The following is a 19,911-nucleotide window of genomic DNA, read 5'->3' on the forward strand; positions in this document are numbered from 1 at the left end:
CGCCCCACCATCCTCACGACCTCGATGCGCGCAGCGCGAGCCCACACAGTTGATCCGGTAAGGCTGGGATGGCCACCGATCGCACCGTGGGGGTCCGGGGGTCGCCCCCCGGGACAAATGACGAAACCCCCCTCGTCTGCGCTTTCCGCAGACAAGGGGGGCCCAATGGGGTGAGTGACGGGACTTGAACCCGCGGCATCCTGGACCACAACCAGGTGCTCTACCAGCTGAGCTACACCCACCGTGTGCACCGGTTCGACTGGTGCTGGAACATCGTAGCGTGTCGGTTGGGCGGGGTTGAAATGGGTTATGCGTCGGTGGTGGGCATGACCGATTCGGCGACGGCTTTCGCTTCTTCCGTGGTGGGTCCGGGTTGGGCGACGAAGGCTGTTCGCCGGTAGTAGCGCAGTTCGCGGATTGATTCTTGGATGTCGGCGAGGGCGCGGTGGGCTAGGCCTTTGTCGGGCTGTGCGTAGTAGATCCTGGGGTACCAGCGCCTGCAGAGTTCTTTGATCGAGGAGACGTCGATCATCCGGTAGTGCAGGTGGTTGTCCAGTTCGTGCATGTCGCGGGCTAGGAAGCCGCGGTCTGTGGCGATGGAGTTGCCGCAGAGGGGTGCTGTGCGGACTTCGGGGACCCACTGCTTGATGTAGTCGAGGACTTGCCGTTCGGCTTCGGCGAGGGTCAGGGTGCTGGCGCGGACTTCTTCGGTGAGGCCGGAGCGCGCGTGCATTTCTCGGACCACGTCGGGCATGCCGTCGAGGGTGGCGTCGTCGGTGTGGATCACCAGGTCGACCCCGGGGCCGAGGACGTTGAGTTCGGAGTCGGTGACCAGGGCGGCGATCTCGATCAGGGCGTCTTTGCCGAGGTCGAGCCCTGTCATCTCGCAGTCGATCCATACCAGGCGGTCCGTCACCAGGCGAGCTTATCTCCCTCGACCGTGGGGTTCGTTGGCCCGGCGCGCCGGGGGAAGTCGTTCTAGGCTTCCGGGTGGTTCTGACGGCTTGTCTGAGGGAGGCGCCCATGCCTGAGCAGTCGAGTCCGGCCCAGGAGATCGCGGCCGGTTACGCAACGTCGGGGAGCGCGGTCGAGTTGGGGTCTGTGGTCGTGGATGGCCAGGTCGACGCGGGTGCTCGGGTGCGGATTCCGTTGGCGATGATGAACCGGCATGGGTTGGTCGCGGGGGCGACGGGCACGGGTAAGACGAAGACTTTGCAGGGTCTGGCGGAGCAGCTGTCCAATGCCGGGGTGCCGGTGGTGATGGCGGACGTCAAGGGTGATCTTTCGGGGTTGTCCCAGCCGGGTGCGTCGAATGACAAGGTCACCGCTCGGGCCGCGGACACGGGGGATGACTGGGCGCCGACCGCGTATCCCGTGCAGTTCCTGTCGTTGGGGACCAGTGGCATCGGTGTGCCCGTGCGGGCGACGATCAGCGGGTTCGGGCCGATCCTGTTGTCGAAGGTGCTCGGCCTCAACGACACCCAGGAGTCCACGCTCGGTTTGATCTTCCACTGGGCCGACGGCAAGGGTCTGCCGCTGCTGGACACCAAGGACCTGCGCGCGGTGATCACGCACCTCACCAGCGACGCGGGCAAGGCCGACCTGCAGGGCATCGGCGGCGTGTCCTCGGCCACCGCGGGCGTCATCCTGCGCGCACTGTCCAATTTGGATGCCCAGGGTGGCGACGAGTTCTTCGGTGAGCCCGAGCTGGCGGTGACCGACCTCATCCGCCAGACCGACGGCAAGGGCGTCATCAGCCTGTTGGAGCTGGGCAACCTGCAGGGCAAGCCCGCGCTGTTCTCGACCTTCCTCATGTGGCTGCTGGCCGAGCTGTTCGAGGAACTGCCCGAGGAGGGCGACCTCGACGCGCCCAAGCTGGTGTTCTTCTTCGACGAGGCACATCTGCTCTTCCACGACGCGTCGAAGGCGTTCCTCGACCGCATCGAGCAGACCGTGAAGCTCATCCGGTCGAAGGGCGTGGGTGTGTTCTTCTGCACACAGCTGCCGACCGACGTGCCCAACGCGGTCCTCTCGCAGCTCGGCGCGCGCGTGCAGCACGCGCTGCGGGCGTTCACCCCTGACGACCAGCAGGCGCTGACCCAGACCGTCAAGACGTACCCGACGACCCCGCACTACGAGTTGGACAAGGCGCTGACCTCGCTCGGTATCGGTGAGGCGGTCGTCACCGTGCTCAGCGAGAAGGGTGCCCCGACGCCTGTCGCGTGGACTCGGCTGCGCGCGCCACGCTCCCTGATGGACACCATCGGCGACGAGGCCATCAAGCAGTCGGCTGCCGCTTCCGAGCTGCACGGCAAGTACTCGCAGGCCGTGGACCGCGAGTCGGCCTACGAGCTGATGGCGCAGAAGATGGCGCCGCCCGCCGAGCAGCCCCCGGCCGAGCAGCCGCGGGAGCAGCAGCCCGCACCCGCGAGGGAGAAGGAAGAGCCGGGTTTCATCGAGCAGGTCATGGGCAACAGCGCGGTCAAGTCGTTCTTCCGGTCCGCCGCGAGCGCGCTGGGCCGCGAGATCACCCGTGGGGTATTCGGCACTCGCAGGCGGTGACCTGTGGCGCGGGGCGCGCCGATCCACCACGCTTGGGGCATGGGTAAGGATGTCGAGTCGACTGAGTTCACCCGCGCCGACCGCCAGCGGTTCCGGCAGAAGATCCGACGCTGCCTGGACGTGTTCGCGCAGATGCTCTCCGAGTCGCGCTTCGAGTCCGAGCGGCCGATGGCCGGGCTGGAGATCGAGCTCAACCTCGTCGACGACGCGGGTGACCCGTCCATGCGCAACGCGGAGGTGCTGGCCGCGATCTCGGACCCGGCTTTCCAGACCGAGCTGGGCCAGTTCAACATCGAGATCAACCTGCCGCCGCAGCAGTTGAAGCCCAACGGCCTCGCCGCGTTCGAGGACCTGGTCCGCGCGAGCCTCAACGAGGCGGAGCAGAAGGCGAGCAAGGTCAACTCGCATATCGTGATGGTCGGGATCCTGCCGACGCTGCGCCGAAACCACATCTCGGTGGACACGCTGTCGGCCAACCCGCGCTACAAGCTGCTCAACGAGCAGGTCTTCGCCGCCCGCGGGGAGGACCTGGAGATCAATATCGGTGGCCCGGAGCGGCTGGTGACCCAGGCCGACTCGATCGCCCCGGAGAGTGCGTGCACGAGCGTCCAGTATCACCTGCAGGTGGCGCCCGAGGACTTCGCGAAGTTCTGGAACGCCAGCCAGGTGATCTCCTCGATCCAGCTCGCGATGGGCGCGAACGCGCCGTACCTGTTCGGCAAGCAGCTGTGGGCCGAAACCCGGATCGCTCTGTTCGAGCAGGCCACCGACACCCGCCCGGACGAGCTCAAGGCGCAGGGTGTGCGGCCGCGGGTGTGGTTCGGCGACCGGTGGATCACGTCGATCTTCGACCTGTTCGAGGAGAACGTGCAGTACTACTCGGCGCTGCTGCCGTTGACCGACGACGAGGACCCGGCGGAGGTCCTCGCCCGTGGCGACACACCGGAACTGCACGAACTGCGGCTGCACAACGGAACCATCTACCGCTGGAACCGCCCGATCTACGACGTCGTGCACGGTCGCCCCCATCTGCGGGTGGAGAACCGAGTCCTACCGGCGGGCCCGTCGGTGGTGGATACGGTGGCCAACGGCGCCCTCTATTTCGGCTTGGTCCGCGCGTTGGCCGACCAGGACCGCCCACTGTGGACACAGATGAGCTTCTCAGCCGCCTCCGACAACTTCCACGCCGCCGCCCGCAACGGTATCGACTCCCGCGTGTACTGGCCCGGTGTCGGCGAGGTCCCCGCCGCCGAACTGGTGCTGCGCCGCCTCCTTCCCATGGCGCATGACGGCCTCGACGCCTGGGGTGTCGCCCCGGCCGAGCGGGACCGGCTGCTCGGGGTGATCGAGCAGCGCTGCATCACCGGCCGCAACGGCGCCACCTGGCAGGTGGACGTGGTGCGCGGGCTGGAGGCCAACACGTCGGTCAACCGCGAACAGGCCTTGCGCGAGATGACCCGTCGTTACGCGAAGTTCATGCACAGCAACGAGCCTGTGCACACGTGGCCTGTCTCATGACGAGTGCAGGAAGGGCCGAAGTAGGTCAGGAATCGCGGCGTCGGCGAGTTTGAGGCCGTCGCTCTCGCCGACGTCGACCACGGTGTAGCCGCCCTTTCCGGCGGCGGTGATCGCGGTGACCGATAACAACCCCGCCCGACGCTGGAAGAAGGTCCGGCCGATCTTCCAGCCGATGATCCCGGTGCGCTGCAGGGCCACGGTTTCCCGGTCGAGCGAGCCCGAACGGCTGACCAGGTGGCGTTCGGTCAGCGCGTGGCCGAGGTTGCGGTAGCGGTCCAGTCCGAGGAGGACGGACACCGGCACCAGGCACACCGCCAGGATCCACAACCAGTGCGGCCACCCGGCGAATCCGGCGAGCAGTGCCAGCGCGCCTGCCGCGACCAGGTTGGGGCCCACTGCCCGGACCAGCCGCCGGGTCCGCGCTCGCGCGGGGTGGCGGGTCAGGTCGGCCGATGTCGGGTCGGCCAACAGGACTCGCTCGGCCACCCGGTGCGCCTCGTCGCGTGGGGCGGGTGGGAGGAGCAGGCTGCTGCCGCTGGCCCTGCCGAGCCCGGTGGTCACGGCGGTCAGCCGGGCGCCCCGGCCCGCGCGCAGCAGGAGCGGTTCGTGCAGCGAGACCCCACGCAGGCGCTGCTCCTCGACCGACACGGAGCGGGTGGTGAGCAGGCCGCGCCGGACGCGGACGGTGCCGTCGGTGTTGCGGGTCAGCTGGAAGTCGTGGTTCTGCAACAGGTACGCGAGCAAAGACAACAGCACCGAGACCAGGAGAACCAGACCCACCACGGCCGGGATCACCGCCAGCGGGCTGGTGTCGATCACCCAGCGGACCACCGACCGGACCAGTCCCGCCTCGGAGAACTCCAGGTTCAGCTCGCGGGCGAGGTTCATCCCGAAGCCCGCCGCGATACCGATCGTCAACAGCCCGGACATGCTCAGCGGCGCGTACCGGTACCAGCGTTTGTCCAGGTGCGAGATCGGCGTGCTGTCGTCCTCGCCGACAGTGGGCTCGGCGGCGGTGGTCCGGCGCAGGAACACCTGGCGCAGCCGGTCGGCCTCCTGGGCGGTGACCGCGTCGAGGATGACGCCGTCGGTGGCGGTGCGGCTCTGCTCGCCGGTGCCGACGCGGACGGCGGAGAGCCCGAACAGCCGGTGGCCGAGTTTCGCCGTCAGGTCGACCGTGCGGATGCGGTCGCGCGGGATGGCCAGGCGCTGCCGGTGCAGGAGTCCTTTGTGGAGTTCGACCTGGGTCTCGGTGATCCGGTACTTCGTGGACACCCAGCTGAACAGCCCGTAGAGCACCAGTGCCCCGATGGTCGCGCCACCGGCGACCAGTCGCCAGGTGTCGCCATTGCCCGCGAACATCAAAATGAACAGCGGGATGAGTAGGCCCATCAGCTCGTTGAGCGGCCGCACGACGATCATCCGGGGGTCGAGCCTGCCCCACTCGTGGCTGGGCTCGACCACCGGCGGCGCGGCCGGGAACTCGGTCATGTGGCGTCCCCCGGGGTCGCCTGGGTGGTCGAGACCAGCTCGTCGGTGAGCCGCGCGGCGACACTCGCGTCGAGGTTCTCGATCTTCACCGGACCGGCGGCGGACGCCGTGGTGACCGTGACTGTGGCCAGTTTGAGCAGCTGCTGCAACGGTCCACGCGCGGTGTCGACCGTCTGGATCCGCGACACGGGCGCGAGCCGCCATTCCTGGTTGATCCACCCGCTGCGGGTGAACACTGCGTCCGGGTTGGTCTCCCACCGGTGCACCGCGTACCGCCAGCGCGGCATGACCAGCACGTGCGCCACCGCCACGACGACGCTCACGATCGCCACCGTCCGCGCCCAGGCCGGGGGATCGTCGTTGACCAGCAGGTGGATGCCCTGCCCGCCGAGCACGACCACCCAGCCGACCAGCGCGCTCAGCGTCCAATGCAGGATCGCCCGCCTGCTCACCAGGTTGACCGGCGCGCGAAGCTGCCACTCCGTGTTGTTCACGGCTTCAGTCTGCCTGGAATCGGCGTGCGCCACCCTCCTCCTTTAGTCCTAGGACCTCTCAGCCCGCAGTCGTAGACCGCCCCACGCCCGGGCGGCGGTGGGCGGCGGCCGGTGCGGGAGCGGATTGGTGTGCCGCAGATACCTCGGTGGGCAGCCACAGCGGAATGTCCACCGCGAATCCGGCTGCGCGCATCGCGCGAACCGAGCGTTTGATGTCGATCTCAGCGCGCCGGATGCCGTCACCGGGCCGGTGATGGATGAAGCGGCCCGCCACCATCCGGCAGAACTCGGCGTACTCGCGGGTGTGGAGGAGGAAGGCGTGCCAGCCTTCGTCGACGATCGCGCTGGGCGCCAACGGCTCGCCGAGGTTCCGGCCGCAGGTGGCCAGGAACGCGAGCGCCTGGTCGACGATCCGGCTCGCCCGCACCGGCGGATGGTGGCCGTCGCGCTCGACGCGAGCGCAGAGCCTGGTGAAGAGCTTTTCCGGGACGAGCGACCGCCCGGTGGTTCCTTCGATGGCGCCGGTCATCAGCTGTCCTTTCCGACATCGGGTGAGTTGCCTCCAGCGAATCGCCTCGCGCATGGATCAGGCAGTCCCGGAACCTGGGCAGAGCGGCCACTCGGCTGCAAGGGGTCCCACTTGGGTCCCACTTTGGTGGATCACGGCAGATCAGATGTGCTGCCCGGCGAATGGCGGCTACGGTGAGCAACTGAGTGACTACCGTTCAGGAGGGGCGATGGCCGCCGAACTCGACGGCAATCCCGCGCTCCGCCTGCTGATGGCCGACGCGGGGCTGAGCAACAAGGCACTGGCCAATGCCGTGGTTGCCGAAGGCAGGCAGAAAGGAGTTCATCTGGGAACCACCACGACTTCGGTGCGACGCATGCTTGACGGCTGTCAGCCCAGGTCACCGGTGCCGGTGCTGGTGGCGGGTGTGTTGTCCAGGCGGTTGGGCTACCGGGTCTCGGTGGCCGACTGCGGCTTCGCCGATCGGATGCCGACGGGCGACACGTTCGACGGGTTGCGGACCTCGGTGACGTTAAGTGGCACTATCGCCACCGTGGCGGAACTGTCGGGACGGGATCTCAGTCGGCGAAACTTCATGCTCGGGTCCACGTTCGCCGCAGCCGCGTTCGCGGAGCCCGCATGGATGGCCATGACTGGATCGCCTGAGGGTGCGGTCGCCGAGGGTGGTCGAATCGGTCGGGCCGACGTGGAGATCGTGCGGTCGACGGTGCGCCACTTCGAGAAGCTGCACCGGCTGCACGGCGGCGGCTTGGTTCGCCCCCAGGTGGTCCAGCTTGTGCACCAACAGAGCCGTAACCTCCGTGACGCGAACTATGGCGCAAAGGTAGGTCGGGACCTTGCCTCGGCGCTCGCCGAGGCGACGTTTCTCGCCGGGTTGACCACTGTGGACAGTGGGCGTCACGCGCTCGGCCAGCGATACTACGCGCAGGCCCTCGGGCTTGCGATGAGAGCGGGAGACCAATCGTTCGGCGCGAATGTGCTGGCCGAGATGAGCCTCCTGACAATCGACATCGGTGCCAACAGTACGGACAAGCAGGAAGCAGGTCAGGCGGGGCAGCACGCGGTTTCCCTGGCGCGATCCGCGCAGCATGTGATTGGGCCGAGTGCCACACCTGCGGTAGCGGCTTATCTGCATGCCGTCGAAGCGCGCAGCCTCAGCCTCTTGGGTGATCGGGATGCGTCGTCTGGTGCTCTCGATGCCGCCAAGCGGGCGTTCGATCGTGGACCAGGTGCTGAGCCAGGCTGGCTCGGGCACTACAGCGAGGTCGACTTCACCTCTGATATCGGCCAGTGCCTGCGCGACATCGGGCGGCCGCGGCAAGGCGTCGCGCTGCTCGAACGGGCGTTGTCGGCGCTGCCCACCAGCCGGGTGACATCACGGGTGAAGACGCGCATCCACATCGCCGCCGCATATCTTGAACTGGGCGAGCATGATCAGGCTGATCGCATCGTGGCATCGGTGGTGGACGCAGCTGATGGACTCGCGTCCGAACGGATCGCTGAGCGAATCAAGCGGTTGCGGCGGCGGGCGCGGGAGTGTGGCGCGAGTCAGGTCGACGAGCGCCTAGCGTAGGCCGCGCCAGATCGGGCGGACCACCGCCGACGCCAGCACCGCCAGCGGATGCTCCGGGCGGCTGCGGGCTTCCGGCGCGGACTCCGGCATCACCCGGTACGCGACGTTCATCAACTGCCGGGCCACCCCTGGCGCGAACACGCGCAGCAGTTCCATGGCGAACCCCTCCGCCCGCTGGACGACCTCCCTGCGGCCTTCCAACGCGCGGATCACCAGGTCCGCCGCCGTGCGCGGGGAGCTGGCGGGCATCCGGGAGTACGCCTTCGTGGCTCCGATCATGGGGGTGCGGACCAGGGGCATCCGCACGGACGCGATTGTGATGCCGTCGGTGAGGAGTTCCCGTCCCGCGGCGCGGCTGAACGATTCCAGGGCGCCCTTGGACGCCAGGTACGCCGAGAAGCGCGGGGTGTCGGTCTGCAGCCCCATGGTCGTCACGTTCACGATCCGGCCGAATCCCCGCGCGCGCATGCCCGGCAGCAGGCCCAGGGTGAGCCGCAGCGGTGCGAAGTAGTTCAGGGACATGGTGCGCTCGAAGTCGTGGAGGCGGTCGACCGACAGGTGGACCGAACGGCGGATCGAGCGACCCGCGTTGTTGACCAGCATGTCGACAACGCCCAGGTTCTTGACCAACGCGTCGACAGAGTCGGCGTCGGTGAGATCGCAGGGGTGCACCTCGGCGACCCCTCCCGCGGCCTCGATGGTGTCGCGCAGCTGCTCCAGTTCGGGCTGCCGCCGGGCCACCAGCAGCACGGTCGCGCCCTTGCGGGCGGCGGCCAGCGCCGTGGCCTTGCCGATGCCGGAGGACGCCCCGGTGATGGCGATCCGCTTGCCGCGCAAGGAACCCGCGTGCAGCCAGGCGCGTTCCGGGTCGAGGTGCTCGGCCCAGTACCGGACCAGGGTGTCGGCGTAGGAGCGCAGCGGCGGGAGGCTGATCCCGCTGCCGCGCAGTGCGGCGACGGTCGCGGTGGAGTCGAAGACTGTGGGCAGGTCCAGGTGCGGGACGACCTCGGCCGGGATGCCGAGTTCGGCCAGGATCGCCGCGGGCACCGGCCCGACCCGCCGCGCGGGCGGGAGCCGGAACGGCAGGGTCGCCTTGATCTGAGGCGCGCCCACCGCCGACGCGAGCGCGTTGAACACGTCCACGACGCGCTGACGGCCGTTCTCCGTGAGGTGGTACGTCTGCCCCGGCGGCGCGTCCACGTGCATCAGGTGCGCCATGGCGTCGACGACGTAGTCGACCGGGACGATGTTGGTCCCGCCGAGCCCGGGCGCCACCAGCGGCAGCGCGGCGGGCAGCCGGGCGAGGCGGGTCAGCGCGGGCAGGAAGTAGTACGGGCCGTCGATCTTGTCCATCTCGCCGGTCCGCGAATCGCCGACGACCGCGGCGGGCCGGTAGATCCGGTACGGAACCTGCCCCTGCCCGCGCACGAGGCGTTCGGCTTCGAACTTGGTCGCGTGGTACGGCGAGTGGTGGTGCTGGCCGAGGTCGAAGTCGGCTTCGGTGAACCGGCCGCGGTGGTCGCCCGCGACGGCGATCGAGGAGACGTGGTGGAACAGCGACGCCCCGACGGCGGCGGCGAAGTCGAGGGCGTGGGCGGTGCCGACGACGTTGGCGGTGCGGTTGGCCTCGTCCGAGGCGGTGAAGTCGTAGATCGCCCCCAGGTGCACGACGTGGTCGACGCCGTAGGGAAGGGCCGCCGGATCGATGCCGAGGCCGGGCTCGGACAGGTCGCCGACGACGGGCACCACGAGCTCGGGCCTCGACCAGTGCGTCGCCGCTTCGGTGAACCGCTCCATCGACCGCTGCCGCACCAGGACGTGCACGGTGTCGCAGTCGGGTCGGGAAACCAGTCGCTCGACCAGCCTGCGGCCGAGGAACCCCGTCGCGCCGGTCACGAAGTACGTCGTCATCCTGCCTCCTCCGAATACCAGCGAAACCTTACCTACTGGTCGGTAGGAAAGCGAGATTTTTGTCAGCCTGCCTCAACCGAGGCGTCCACGACGGCGTCGCGCAGCGCCGCGCGCAGCCTGCCGACGTCGAGTGGAGACAGGATCGCGGTCTCGCCCGGAGGCGCCACGAGGACGACCCGGCCCTGTCGGACGAAGACCGTGACGTCGCGTCTGCGGCCCGCGATATCCCGGCAGCTGACCGACCACTCCTTGCTGTTGCTCACTGGTGCCCACCCTCTCGACCCGCCCGACGGTCGTTGTCCTGTCTATGTGATGACGCGCACGGTAACGAGCCGTGACGGCAGAAGGTGACGCGTTCTCAAGATTTTCGTGATGGGCGGTCCCTCGGATGGAGGACTAACGTCGAAAACCCAGATGAAAACACCGGGTCGCCCAGGAGGACACGCCATGGCGCCAGCGCGGCGGATCGTGATCGTCGGAACCGGTCTGGCGGGCGGCACGGCCGCCGGTGAACTGCGCGAACGGGGGTTCGCCGGCGAGCTCACCCTCGTCGGCCACTCACCCCACCGTCCCTACGCGCTGCCCCCGCTGTCGAAGGCTGTGCTGCTCGGCGAGGCCGAGGAACCCGACTGGGTGCACGAGGAGAATTTCTACGCGGACAAGGACATCGATCTGCGTACCGGCACCGACATCCGCGAACTGCATCTCGGTGAGCGCGCCGTGGTCGACGGCGACGGGACCCGCATCCCGTACGACCGGCTCGTCCTCGCCACTGGCGCCGCGCCACGCACCCTGCCGGTGCCCGGCGGCGACCTCCACGGCTTGCACACCCTGCGGACCTGGGAGGACTCCCTGACTCTGCGGGCGACGTTCGCGCCCGACGTCCGGGTTGTGATCGTCGGCGCGGGCTGGATCGGCTGCGAGGTCGCCGCGGCGGCCCGCAAACACGGCGCCGACGTCACCGTCGTCGACCCGCTTCCCCTGCCGCTGCACAAGACTCTCGGCGACACCGTGGCCGAGGTGTTCCGCGACCTGCACGCCGCCAACGGCGTCACCTGGCACCTGGGCATCGGCGTGGACGCCTTCACCGGCGACGAGGGGGTGGTCAACGCCGTGCACCTCAGCGACGGCATCACGCTCTCGGCCGACGTCGTGGTCGTGGGGGTCGGCGCGGCGCCGAGGCTGGAACTGGCGAAGACCGCCGGACTGGAGCTGTCGGACTCGGTTGCGGGCGGCGGCGTGGACGTGGACGCGACGCTGCGCACCTCCGCGCCGGACGTGTACGCCATCGGCGACATCGCCGCGCACTTCCACCCCCGCTACGGCAGGCGGGTGCGGGTCGAGCACTGGGCCAACGCCAAGGACCAGGGCGCGCACGTCGCGGGCAACCTGCTCGGCGCCGCCGAGCCGTACACCGCGAGCCCGTACTTCTACTCCGACCAGTACGACCTGGGCATGGAGGTCCGCGGCCTGGCCAACCCGTTCACCGACGACCTGGTGGTGCGCGGCGACCTGGCGGCCCGTGAGTTCACGGCGTTCTGGACCCGCGGCGGCCGCGTCCTCGCCGCGATGAACGTGAACCAGTGGGACGACGGGGATGCCCTGCAGGCGCTGGTGGATCAGCGTGGCGAGGTCTCGGCCGACGACCTGCGCAGCAAGCCGCTCGCCGACCTCATCTGAACCGGACGGAGTCCGCCGTCGGGGCGTCCCACAGGTCGCCCTCGTGCCGGGCGATGTCCGGGATCGGCAGGCCGGGGATCGGCTGGGTGTCCGCGTCGCGCAGGGTCTGGTAGCGGCCGGGGCGGTTCTTGGTGGGCCGGGTCAGCGCGAACGACGCGAGCCCGAGCACCGACAGGGTCGCGATGACCACGCCCATTGGCAGCGCCGTCGACGGGTTGCCGAAACCGACGAGCGGGGCGGCGAGCCCGCCGATGACGAACTGCACCAAGCCGAGCAGCGCCGAGGCCGTGCCCGCGCGGTGCCCGTGGTCGGCCATCGCCAGCGCGGTCGAGTTCGGCGTCACGATGCCGACGCTGGCGACCACCACGAACAGGCCCGGCAGCAGGTAGAGCAGGCCCAGGTTGAGATACGTCGCCGCGAGCACCGCCAGCCCGCCGGTCACCGAGGTCAGCAGGCCCACGATCAGCAGCCTGCGCGGGGCGAACCTGCGCAGCAGCAGGCCGTTGACCTGGGCCATGACCACGATGCCCACGGCGTTGGCGCCGAAGAGGAAGCTGTAGGCCTGCGGGCTGAGCCCGTGCAGTTCCTGGAGCACGAACGACGACCCGGCGATGTAGGCGAACATCGCGCCCATGACGAACCCGGCGGCGGCGGCGTAGGCGATGAACGACCGGTCCGTGCCGATCCGGCGATAGGTGCGCAGCACGTGGCCCAGCCGGGCGGGCCGCCTGCCCAGCGGCGCGAGCGTCTCGGGTAGGGCGAGCGCGGTGACGAGGAACAGCACCACACCGAAGCCCGCCAGCACGATGAAGATCCCCGGCCACTGCGTGAACCGCAGCACCTGCCCGCCGATGATCGGCCCGAGGATCGGACCGAGACCGTTGACCAGCAGCATCAGTGAGAAGAACCGGGCGAGTGCGGCCCCGGAGAACATGTCGCGCACGGCGGCACGGGCGATCACGATGCCCGCGGCGGCGCTGACACCTTGGCCGAGCCGGAGGAAGACGAGCGCCACTACCGACGGCGCGACGGCGCAGGCGAGCGAGCTGAGCGTGTAGAGCGCCAGGCCGATCAGCAGCGGTCGGCGCCTGCCGTAGGCGTCCGACAGCGGTCCCGCGATGATCTGCCCGCCCGCCAGCCCGATCATGAACGCGGTGAGCGTGATCTGGATCTTCGCCTGTCCGGTGCCCAGCTGTTCGGCCATCGCGGGGAACGCGGGCAGGTACATGTCGATCGACAGGGGTCCGAAAGCACTCAGCCCACCCAGGATGAGGGCCAGCCGGGCTTTGCCCGGGATGGGTGAGGACTTCACCCGATCAGTCTATGGATAACACCGTTCAAGACGAGCCGCCGTCGACCGATGTGGCGAATCCTTGTTGCACCGTGCGCACATCGGTGTGTTATCCGCACAAGACACGCGGGCGGATAACCGCCACCCCGATCGGGTCCCTTGACACACTGGGCCGCGACATGCGGGAGGGGGTGACCATGGCCGAGTCGATCGACGCGGTGCTGATCAAGGCCGCCGAGTTGACCGCCGCCGGGCGCCCGGAGGTCGCGATCGACATCTTGCGCCGGGTGCTGACCGCGCACCCGGACAACACCGAGGCGTGGTGCAGGCTCGCCGCCGCGCTGCTCGACGCGGGCGAGCCGCGGCACTGTCTGGACGCCGCCAAGCGGGCGATCACCCTGGGGGAGCGGTCGTGGGCGCACCGGCTCGCCAGCCTCGCCCTGACCGAACTGAACCGCCACGACGAGGCCGCCGTGTCCGCCCGCGAGGCCGCGCGCCGCGACCCGAGCGACTGGCGCAACCACGTGACGCTGGCCGAGGCACTCGGCCCGGTCTCCCCGCGCGAGGCGCTCGAGGCCGCCCGCCGCGCGGTGATCACCGCGCCGAATGAGGCGCGGGTGCACGAGGTGCTGGGCATGGCCGCGGTCCGGGTGCGTGACTTCCCCGTGGCCAAGCGCGCCTTCGCCGACTCCTTACAGCTGGACCCGGGCAACGAGGTGGTTCGCGAAGAGCTGTCCCGGCTCGCGGGGGTGCGCGCGGAACCGTCGGCCCGGCCCCGCGACTCGAAGTTCGGACGCGCGCACCGGATCGCGTTATGGCTGGTGCTGCGGCGGTGCTCGGCCTGGCTGGCCGTCGGCTCGTTCGTGCTGATGATCGCAGGCATGCCGACCCCCAGCCCGCTGCTGGTGTGGTTCGCCCTGGCCCTGGTGCTGACCGTGGCGGGCATCGCGACGATGGGCGTGCTGGCCCTGCCGCATGGCCGGTATCCGCGGCCCGCGGTGCTCCTGCGCCGCGAGCCGCTGTTCGCCTTCGGCGTCGTCCTGCTTGGACTCGGCACCCTGCTGCTCGCCGTCTGGACCCTGGCGCTCGCCCTTGGGGCCCGCGGGATGCAGCTGCTGACACCCGCGCTGGTCTGCGCTGTCGGGTCGGCGATAGTCGGGTGGTACGGACTCTGGCGAATGCGCGCATTCACCCGTTAGGGTGGCGCACCCTCTCGGATGGGGGCCGGATGGCGGCGATCACCGCCCTCGTCCGCCAGCGCGCTTACTAGGGGAATAACCATGGAAATCCTTCGCAAGATCGCCGTGTTCCTGATGCTGATCGGCTTCGTGTCCGCGGGCCTGTACTTCGCCGACTACCGCCTCACGATCATCGCGTTCCTCGACGACTACCAGCCCGCCGCCGGGCTGGGCATCGGAGGCTTGGGTCTCGTCGCCCTGCTGGTGACCGTCGCCATGGCCAAGAAGCCCGCCGAGCAGCCGCAGACCGGGCAGCCGCAGGCCTGATCCGTTTCTCTCGCGGCTCGGCTGGCGCCCGACCCGCGAGAGAACGCGCTCGTCCCCACCCGACCGCACCTAAGGGGACCGCGACGAAACCCGACCTCGGTGCCCCCTAAACCGCCACATGAGACGCTAGGCAACCAAATCTCAAAATTTCGGGGAGGCGGAACAGTGCACTCGGGGTACCAGAACGAGATCTATCTCCAGGGGCTCGGTGATCAGCGTCCGCCGTTCACCACCGACGCGACCAGACTGGAGGCTGTCGCCGAGGAGGCGATGGAGCCCGGACCGTTCGGCTACGTCGCGGGCGGCGCTGGGTCCGGGGACACGATGCGGGCCAACCGTGACGCGTTCGCCCGCTGGCGCATCGTGCCGCGGATGCTGTGCGACGCGACCAACCGCGACACCAGCGTCACCGTGCTGGGCACGACGATGCCCGCACCCGTGCTGCTCGCGCCGATCGGCGTGCAGTCGATCGTCCATCCCGACGGGGAACTCGCCACCGCCCGCGCGGCCGGGTCGCTCGGCGTGCCGATGGTGCTGTCGACGGCTTCCTCGTACGCGCTCGAAGAGGTCGCCGAGGCCCATGGGGACGGGCCGCGGTGGTTCCAGCTGTACTGGCCCAATGAGGACGCGGTCTGCGTGAGCCTGCTGGAGCGGGCCAAGGCCGCCGGGTACACCGCTCTGGTTGTCACCCTGGACACGTCGACGCTGGCGTGGCGGCCCCGCGATCTCGATCAGGCCTATCTGCCGTTCCTGCGTGCGGTCGGGGTGGCCAACGCGTTCAGCGACCCGGCTTTCCTTGCGGGGCTGGAGAAGTCGCCCACGGAGGATCAGGGCATGGCGGTGCTTCGGTGGGTGTCGCTGTTCACCGGGACGGACAAGAGCTGGGACCGGCTGGCGTTCCTGCGGTCCCACTGGGACGGGCCGATCGCCCTCAAGGGAATCCAGCACGTGGTCGACGCTCGGCGGGCGGCTGACGCCGGGATGGACGGCATCGTGGTGTCGAACCATGGTGGGCGGCAGGTGGATGGGGCTATAGGGTCGCTAGAGGTGCTGCCGGAGATCGCTGCCGCAGTCGGGGATCAGGTCGAGGTGTTGTTCGACTCCGGGGTTCGCACTGGGGCGGATGTGTTCAAGGCGTTGGCCCTTGGGGCTTCGGCTGTGCTGGTTGGGCGGCCCTATGTTTATGGGTTGGCTTTGGGCGGGGAGAATGGGGTTCGGCATGCTGTGCGGTCCTTGCTTGCCGACTTCGATCTGACGCTGGGTCTTTCCGGCGCTCGGTGCGTCGATGATCTTGGGCGGGGTTCCGTGCGGTTGTCCACTTAGGTCACTTTGCGTCGGCGTAGGAGGTTACCGTTGTTGCCTCCAGGGGGAAGCGGACTGGGGTTTCGCCGAAGACGAGGGTGCTTGCTTGTTCCGCTGCCTTGGAGACGTCGGCCGACACTGCTTCGGCTGTCTCTTCGGGGCAGTGGACGATGACTTCGTCGTGTTGGAAGAAGACGATCTTTGCTTCCGGTGCTGAGCCGGCCAGGGTCCTGCGCAGGGTTGCCAGCATTGTCAGCGCCCAGTCCGCGGCGCTGGCCTGGACTACGAAGTTTCTGGTGAAGCGGCCCCACTCGCGGGCGGCTTGCCTTCCGCGTTTCTCGGCTTGCTCGCCCTCGTGTTCCGACGTGAGTTCCCGCCAGGCTTCGCTTGGGGGTGGGCTCGTGCGTCCCAACCTCGACCGGACGACTCGGCCTTCCTCGCCCGCTCGGGCCGCCTGTTCGACGTAGTCGACTGCCTGGGGAAAACGCTTGCGCAACACTGCGAGCAGGGGTCCGGCTTCACCGCTGGTGCCGCCGTACATCGCGGACAGCATCGCGATCTTCGCTCGCCCCCGGTCGCCGTCGAAGGCGTCGGCGGCGAGGCTGGTGTAGAGGTCAGAGGAGGCCGACACCTCAGCGAAGCGGCGGTCTCCTGACAGGGCGCCCAGCACTCGTGGTTCCAACTGCGACGCGTCCGCGCAGACCAGGACCCAGCCGGGGTCCGACCGGACGGCTGTGCGCAGGGTTCGTGGCAACTGCAGGGCCGCGCCGCCGCGGGTGGCCCAGCGGCCGGAGACGACGCCGCCGACGACGTACCCGGGGCGGAAGCGGCCGCCGTCCACCCAGCTGTCGAGCCAAGACCAGCCGTGGGCGACGTAGAGGCGGGACAGCTCCTTGTATTCCAGGATCGGGGCGACGGCGGGGTGGTCGAGTTCCTTGATAACCCATGCCCGGGCGGAGGGGATCTCCACGCCCTCCCTGGCGAAGGCGCGCACGATGCTCGGTGGGTGGTCCGGGTTGACCGGCCTGCCCGAGAACGCCGCGCTGATCCGGTCGGCGAGTTCGGCGAGCTTGGCCGGGCGGACGCCAGGCGCGGTTCGGGGGCCCAGCAGGTCTTCCAGCATGGCCAGGTGGACGTCGGTGCGCCACGGCAGCCCATGGTGTGACATCTCCGCCGCGGCCAAGGCCCCCGCGGACTCGGCAGCCACCAGCAGACGCAACCGGTCGGGCTGGGCGGTGGCGGCGATGCGGCGCTCCTGGTCGGCCAGGACGGCGACGGCGGCGTCGAGGGGGTCGGCTCCAGCGGGAGCGGTGCCGCGGTCGGCCTCGAACAGGGTGGGCTGCTCCCCGCGGGTCCGCGGACGCGGGTCGGCGGGTTCGGGCAGGCCCCTGGTCCGCGCCCAGGCCGCGCCCAGGTTGCGCGGCCGGCCGGGACGCTCCTCGAAGCCCAGGAGGATGCCCTCGGCCAGGGCGAGGTCGTGGCAGCGGTCGAGCCGCACCCCGGCCCGCAGCAACCCTGGGTACAGCTCCTCGGTGGCCGGCAGCACCCACCGCACGTCGTGGCGGCGCTGCTGCTCGCCCATCCAGGCCGCGAGGTCGCCGACGGACTCCGTCGGGCCGTCGAGAACCCGCGCTCGACCAGCCCCATCGCCCTCCGGCACCACCGCGATCCGCATACCGGCGATTCTGCGCCATCCCACTGACAGATACCGGCAGTTGACTCGCGAGTAACTTGTGCGGCACCGTGACTCGGCGGTAACCGCAATGACCACGGGAGGCTCCGTTGAGCGACTACAAGACCCTGGTGCGCGACCTGGCGGGCAAGGTTCCGACGGTCGTCCGCAGCGTCGATGTGATGCGTCGGGCCGGGCTGGTGCCGATGACCCGCCCGGACCACGTGGTCAAGTCCATGATCGCCGTTCGGCAGCTCGGCCCGATCGCGGGTGCCGCGCGGGTGGCCGCCAACCGCGACCACCGGGCCGTCGGCCTCGTCGACGAGCTCGGGCCGCTCACCTTCCGCCAGCTCGACACCCGGTCCAACGCGCTCGCCCGGGCGCTGGCGCAGCGTGGTGTCACGGAGAAATCCGTGGTCGCGCTGCTCGCCCGCGACCACCGGGGCGCGGTGGAGACGATGCTCGCCGCGGGCAAGCTCGGCGCGCGGCTGCTGCTGATGAACACCGGGTTCGCGAAGCCGCAGCTGGCCGACGTGGCCAAGCGCGAAGGCGTCACCGTGTTCATCCATGACCAGGAGTTCAGCGAGCTCGCCACCGTGCTGCCGCCCGAGATCCCGCGGTTCCTCGCGTGGACCGACTCCGCTGTGGGGGAGGCGCGCACGCTTGAGGAGCTCATCGCGAACACCGACGACCGGCCGGTGCCCGCACCGTCGGAGCCGGGCGGAATGGTGCTGCTGACCAGCGGAACCACCGGAACGCCGAAGGGTGCTCCCCGCCAGGTGCGGTCGCCGCTGGCGGCCGCGCAGTTCCTCGACCGGATCCCGCTTCGCGCGGGGGAGAGCACCGTGCTGGGGGCGCCGCTGTTCCACGGGACCGGGCTGTCGCAGTTCATCATCAGCTTCGCGCTGGGCTCCGCGGTCGCGATGCGCCGCAAGTTCGATCCCGAGCAGATCCTGAAGATGATCGAGGACAACAAGGCGACCACGCTGGTGCTGGTGCCGACGATGCTGCAGCGCGTCCTCGACCTCGGGCCGGAGGTGCTGGCCCGGTATGACACCAGCTCGCTGAAGATTCTCTTCACCGCGGGCTCGGCTCTCTCACCGGAGCTGGGCAACCGTGCCACCCGCGCGTTCGGCGAGGTGATCCACAACCTGTACGGCTCGACCGAGGTGGCGGTCGCCACGGTCGCCACACCGGAGGACTGGCGGGCCGCGCCGGGCACCGTGGGCAGGCCGCCGGTCGGCTGTCAGGTGCGCCTCTACGACGACGCGGGCAAGCAGATCACCGAGCCGAACGTCACCGGGCGGATCTTCGTCGGCAGCGGCCTGAGCTTCGGCGGGTACACCGACGGGCGCAACAAGGACATCATCGACGGCCTGCTGTCCATCGGTGACGTCGGTCACTTCGACGCCGAGGGCAGGCTGTTCATCGACGGCCGCGACGACGACATGATCGTCTCCGGCGGGGAGAACGTCTTCCCGGCCGAGGTGGAGAACCTGCTCGTGGAGTACCCGGGCGTCGTGGAGGCCGCCGTGCTCGGCACCGAGGACCCCGAGTTCGGGCAGCGGCTCAAGGCGTACGTCGTCGTTGACAGCGAGGTCAGCGCGGAGGAGTTGCGCGAGCACGTGAAGTCCAACCTCGCCCGCTTCAAGGTCCCGCGCGATGTCGTCTTCATCGACGAGCTGCCGCGCAACGCGACCGGAAAAGTTGTTCGAAAGCAGCTACGCGAAATGGGCTGAAGATCCCAGGCCAGCCGCGCTGAACAGACCATGTGTCTGGTCTGCTCGGAGTAACAGTGGCAAGTGGCAACTGTTGCCCTTTCTTGTCGAAACGTCATTGCATGGCATTTCCGAACAAGAAAGGAACTCCTTTCATGACACTGAGGCGCGAAGGTCGTCGGGGCCGACTCGCAATCGGCTTCGCACTCATCGGCTCGGCTGCGACCGTGGTCGCGTTGGCCGCTCCGGCGCAGGCCCAGGAGGGTGAAATCCTGCTGGCAGGCAGCCCGGAGGCGGTTGAGGGCAGCTACATCGTGATGCTCAAGGACGGCGCTCGCAGCCAGTCCGCGGAGGTCGCCCATAACTATGGTGGAAAGGTTCGCGCAACCTACGAAAGTTCCATTAACGGATTCTCGGTCACGATGTCGGAATCGCAGGCTCGCAAACTCGCGGCCGACGACGCGGTCGAATTCGTGCAGGCCAACCAGAAAATTCGGGCGCTCGATGTCCAGCCGAATCCGCCGTCGTGGGGACTCGACCCAATGCCACGTAGCCTAAGTTGATCAAGTGGCTGACCTGGTTGTTGTTGATCGGATCGGCGTGGCGTGATCACTTGCGGCTCGGTGGCTGGCACGGTCGCCGGTCATGGGCGAAGGTGTGGTGGC

Annotated in this window: 17 protein-coding genes and 1 tRNA gene; 9 read left to right on the plus strand and 9 right to left on the minus strand. The window is 69.2% G+C overall.

Annotation, left to right across the window (positions count from 1 at the left end; translation table 11 throughout):
• Positions 1–166: 166 nt before the first annotated feature.
• A tRNA-His gene (locus ACRDSQ_RS17965) sits at positions 167–242 on the minus strand.
• Between the two features lie 65 nt (positions 243–307).
• Positions 308–916 (minus strand): oligoribonuclease, encoded by a 609-nt coding sequence (gene orn / locus ACRDSQ_RS17970; protein WP_431422636.1) that lies wholly within the window; start codon positions 914–916, stop codon positions 308–310.
• Between the two features lie 107 nt (positions 917–1,023).
• On the opposite strand from orn, the gene ACRDSQ_RS17975 reads away from it, so the two are divergent.
• Both ACRDSQ_RS17975 and ACRDSQ_RS17980 read left to right on the plus strand, forming a co-directional pair.
• Positions 1,024–2,562, plus strand: coding sequence for a helicase HerA-like domain-containing protein (locus tag ACRDSQ_RS17975; protein WP_431422637.1), 1,539 nt, complete (start codon positions 1,024–1,026; stop codon positions 2,560–2,562).
• Positions 2,563–2,601: 39 nt separating this feature from the next.
• Complete coding sequence (locus ACRDSQ_RS17980) at positions 2,602–4,080, plus strand: glutamate--cysteine ligase (protein WP_431422638.1); 1,479 nt, start codon at positions 2,602–2,604, stop codon at positions 4,078–4,080.
• On the opposite strand, the gene ACRDSQ_RS17985 is transcribed toward ACRDSQ_RS17980, so the two are convergent.
• Genes ACRDSQ_RS17985 through ACRDSQ_RS17995 form a run of 3 tightly spaced genes read right to left on the minus strand, consistent with a single transcriptional unit; the run spans position 4,075 to position 6,594 of the window.
• Entirely contained in the window at positions 4,075–5,571 is a 1,497-nt protein-coding gene (locus tag ACRDSQ_RS17985) for a PH domain-containing protein (RefSeq protein ID WP_431422640.1), read from the minus strand. The genes ACRDSQ_RS17980 and ACRDSQ_RS17985 overlap by 6 nt on opposite strands.
• Positions 5,568–6,065: a PH domain-containing protein gene (locus ACRDSQ_RS17990; RefSeq protein ID WP_431422641.1), complete on the minus strand. Its 498-nt coding sequence runs from the start codon at positions 6,063–6,065 to the stop codon at positions 5,568–5,570. Before ACRDSQ_RS17990 ends, ACRDSQ_RS17985 begins: the two co-directional genes overlap by 4 nt.
• Positions 6,066–6,123: 58 nt before the next feature.
• A complete protein-coding gene (locus ACRDSQ_RS17995; RefSeq protein ID WP_431422642.1) occupies positions 6,124–6,594 on the minus strand; it encodes a glycine-rich domain-containing protein in 471 nt (156 codons plus the stop codon).
• Positions 6,595–6,802: 208 nt separating this feature from the next.
• Here ACRDSQ_RS17995 and ACRDSQ_RS18000 point away from each other — a divergent pair, with 208 nt between their 5' ends.
• Complete coding sequence (locus tag ACRDSQ_RS18000; RefSeq protein ID WP_431422644.1) at positions 6,803–8,167, plus strand: hypothetical protein; 1,365 nt, start codon at positions 6,803–6,805, stop codon at positions 8,165–8,167.
• Here ACRDSQ_RS18000 and ACRDSQ_RS18005 read toward each other — a convergent pair.
• Together ACRDSQ_RS18005 and ACRDSQ_RS18010 are read right to left on the minus strand one after the other, a co-directional pair.
• Positions 8,159–10,078 carry an SDR family oxidoreductase gene (locus ACRDSQ_RS18005; RefSeq protein WP_431422646.1) on the minus strand — a complete coding sequence of 640 codons (1,920 nt, stop codon included), beginning with the start codon at positions 10,076–10,078 and terminating at the stop codon, positions 8,159–8,161. The two genes, ACRDSQ_RS18000 and ACRDSQ_RS18005, sit on opposite strands and share 9 nt — an antisense overlap.
• A gap of 62 nt (positions 10,079–10,140) precedes the next feature.
• On the minus strand, positions 10,141–10,341 hold the full coding sequence (locus tag ACRDSQ_RS18010; RefSeq protein WP_091383483.1) for a hypothetical protein: 201 nt from the start codon (positions 10,339–10,341) through the stop codon (positions 10,141–10,143).
• Positions 10,342–10,525: 184 nt separating this feature from the next.
• Between ACRDSQ_RS18010 and ACRDSQ_RS18015 the strand changes: the two genes are divergently transcribed.
• Positions 10,526–11,758: an NAD(P)/FAD-dependent oxidoreductase gene (locus ACRDSQ_RS18015; protein WP_431422648.1), complete on the plus strand. Its 1,233-nt coding sequence runs from the start codon at positions 10,526–10,528 to the stop codon at positions 11,756–11,758.
• Here the strand turns inward: ACRDSQ_RS18015 and ACRDSQ_RS18020 are convergent.
• Complete coding sequence (locus ACRDSQ_RS18020; RefSeq protein WP_431422650.1) at positions 11,751–13,070, minus strand: multidrug effflux MFS transporter; 1,320 nt, start codon at positions 13,068–13,070, stop codon at positions 11,751–11,753. The genes ACRDSQ_RS18015 and ACRDSQ_RS18020 overlap by 8 nt on opposite strands.
• A gap of 176 nt (positions 13,071–13,246) precedes the next feature.
• Here ACRDSQ_RS18020 and ACRDSQ_RS18025 point away from each other — a divergent pair, with 176 nt between their 5' ends.
• The 3 genes from ACRDSQ_RS18025 (at position 13,247) to ACRDSQ_RS18035 (ending at position 15,877) form a co-directional block, all read left to right on the plus strand.
• A complete protein-coding gene (locus ACRDSQ_RS18025; RefSeq protein WP_431422652.1) occupies positions 13,247–14,248 on the plus strand; it encodes a tetratricopeptide repeat protein in 1,002 nt (333 codons plus the stop codon).
• Positions 14,249–14,329: 81 nt separating this feature from the next.
• Positions 14,330–14,554: a hypothetical protein gene (locus ACRDSQ_RS18030; protein WP_431422653.1), complete on the plus strand. Its 225-nt coding sequence runs from the start codon at positions 14,330–14,332 to the stop codon at positions 14,552–14,554.
• A gap of 165 nt (positions 14,555–14,719) precedes the next feature.
• Positions 14,720–15,877, plus strand: coding sequence for a lactate 2-monooxygenase (locus ACRDSQ_RS18035; RefSeq protein ID WP_431422654.1), 1,158 nt, complete (start codon positions 14,720–14,722; stop codon positions 15,875–15,877).
• A 1-nt stretch (position 15,878) separates the two neighbouring features.
• Here ACRDSQ_RS18035 and ACRDSQ_RS18040 read toward each other — a convergent pair whose 3' ends face one another.
• Positions 15,879–17,531, minus strand: coding sequence for a bifunctional 3'-5' exonuclease/DNA polymerase (locus tag ACRDSQ_RS18040; protein ID WP_431422655.1), 1,653 nt, complete (start codon positions 17,529–17,531; stop codon positions 15,879–15,881).
• A 179-nt stretch (positions 17,532–17,710) separates the two neighbouring features.
• Here ACRDSQ_RS18040 and ACRDSQ_RS18045 point away from each other — a divergent pair, with 179 nt between their 5' ends.
• Together ACRDSQ_RS18045 and ACRDSQ_RS18050 are read left to right on the plus strand one after the other, a co-directional pair.
• Positions 17,711–19,267: an acyl-CoA synthetase gene (locus ACRDSQ_RS18045; RefSeq protein ID WP_431422659.1), complete on the plus strand. Its 1,557-nt coding sequence runs from the start codon at positions 17,711–17,713 to the stop codon at positions 19,265–19,267.
• Positions 19,268–19,368: 101 nt separating this feature from the next.
• Positions 19,369–19,809 carry a protease inhibitor I9 family protein gene (locus ACRDSQ_RS18050; RefSeq protein WP_431422657.1) on the plus strand — a complete coding sequence of 147 codons (441 nt, stop codon included), beginning with the start codon at positions 19,369–19,371 and terminating at the stop codon, positions 19,807–19,809.
• The last annotated feature ends 102 nt before the right edge of the window (positions 19,810–19,911 follow it).

Source organism: Actinokineospora sp. (assembly GCF_050699995.1).
Lineage (GTDB): Bacteria > Actinomycetota > Actinomycetes > Mycobacteriales > Pseudonocardiaceae > Actinokineospora.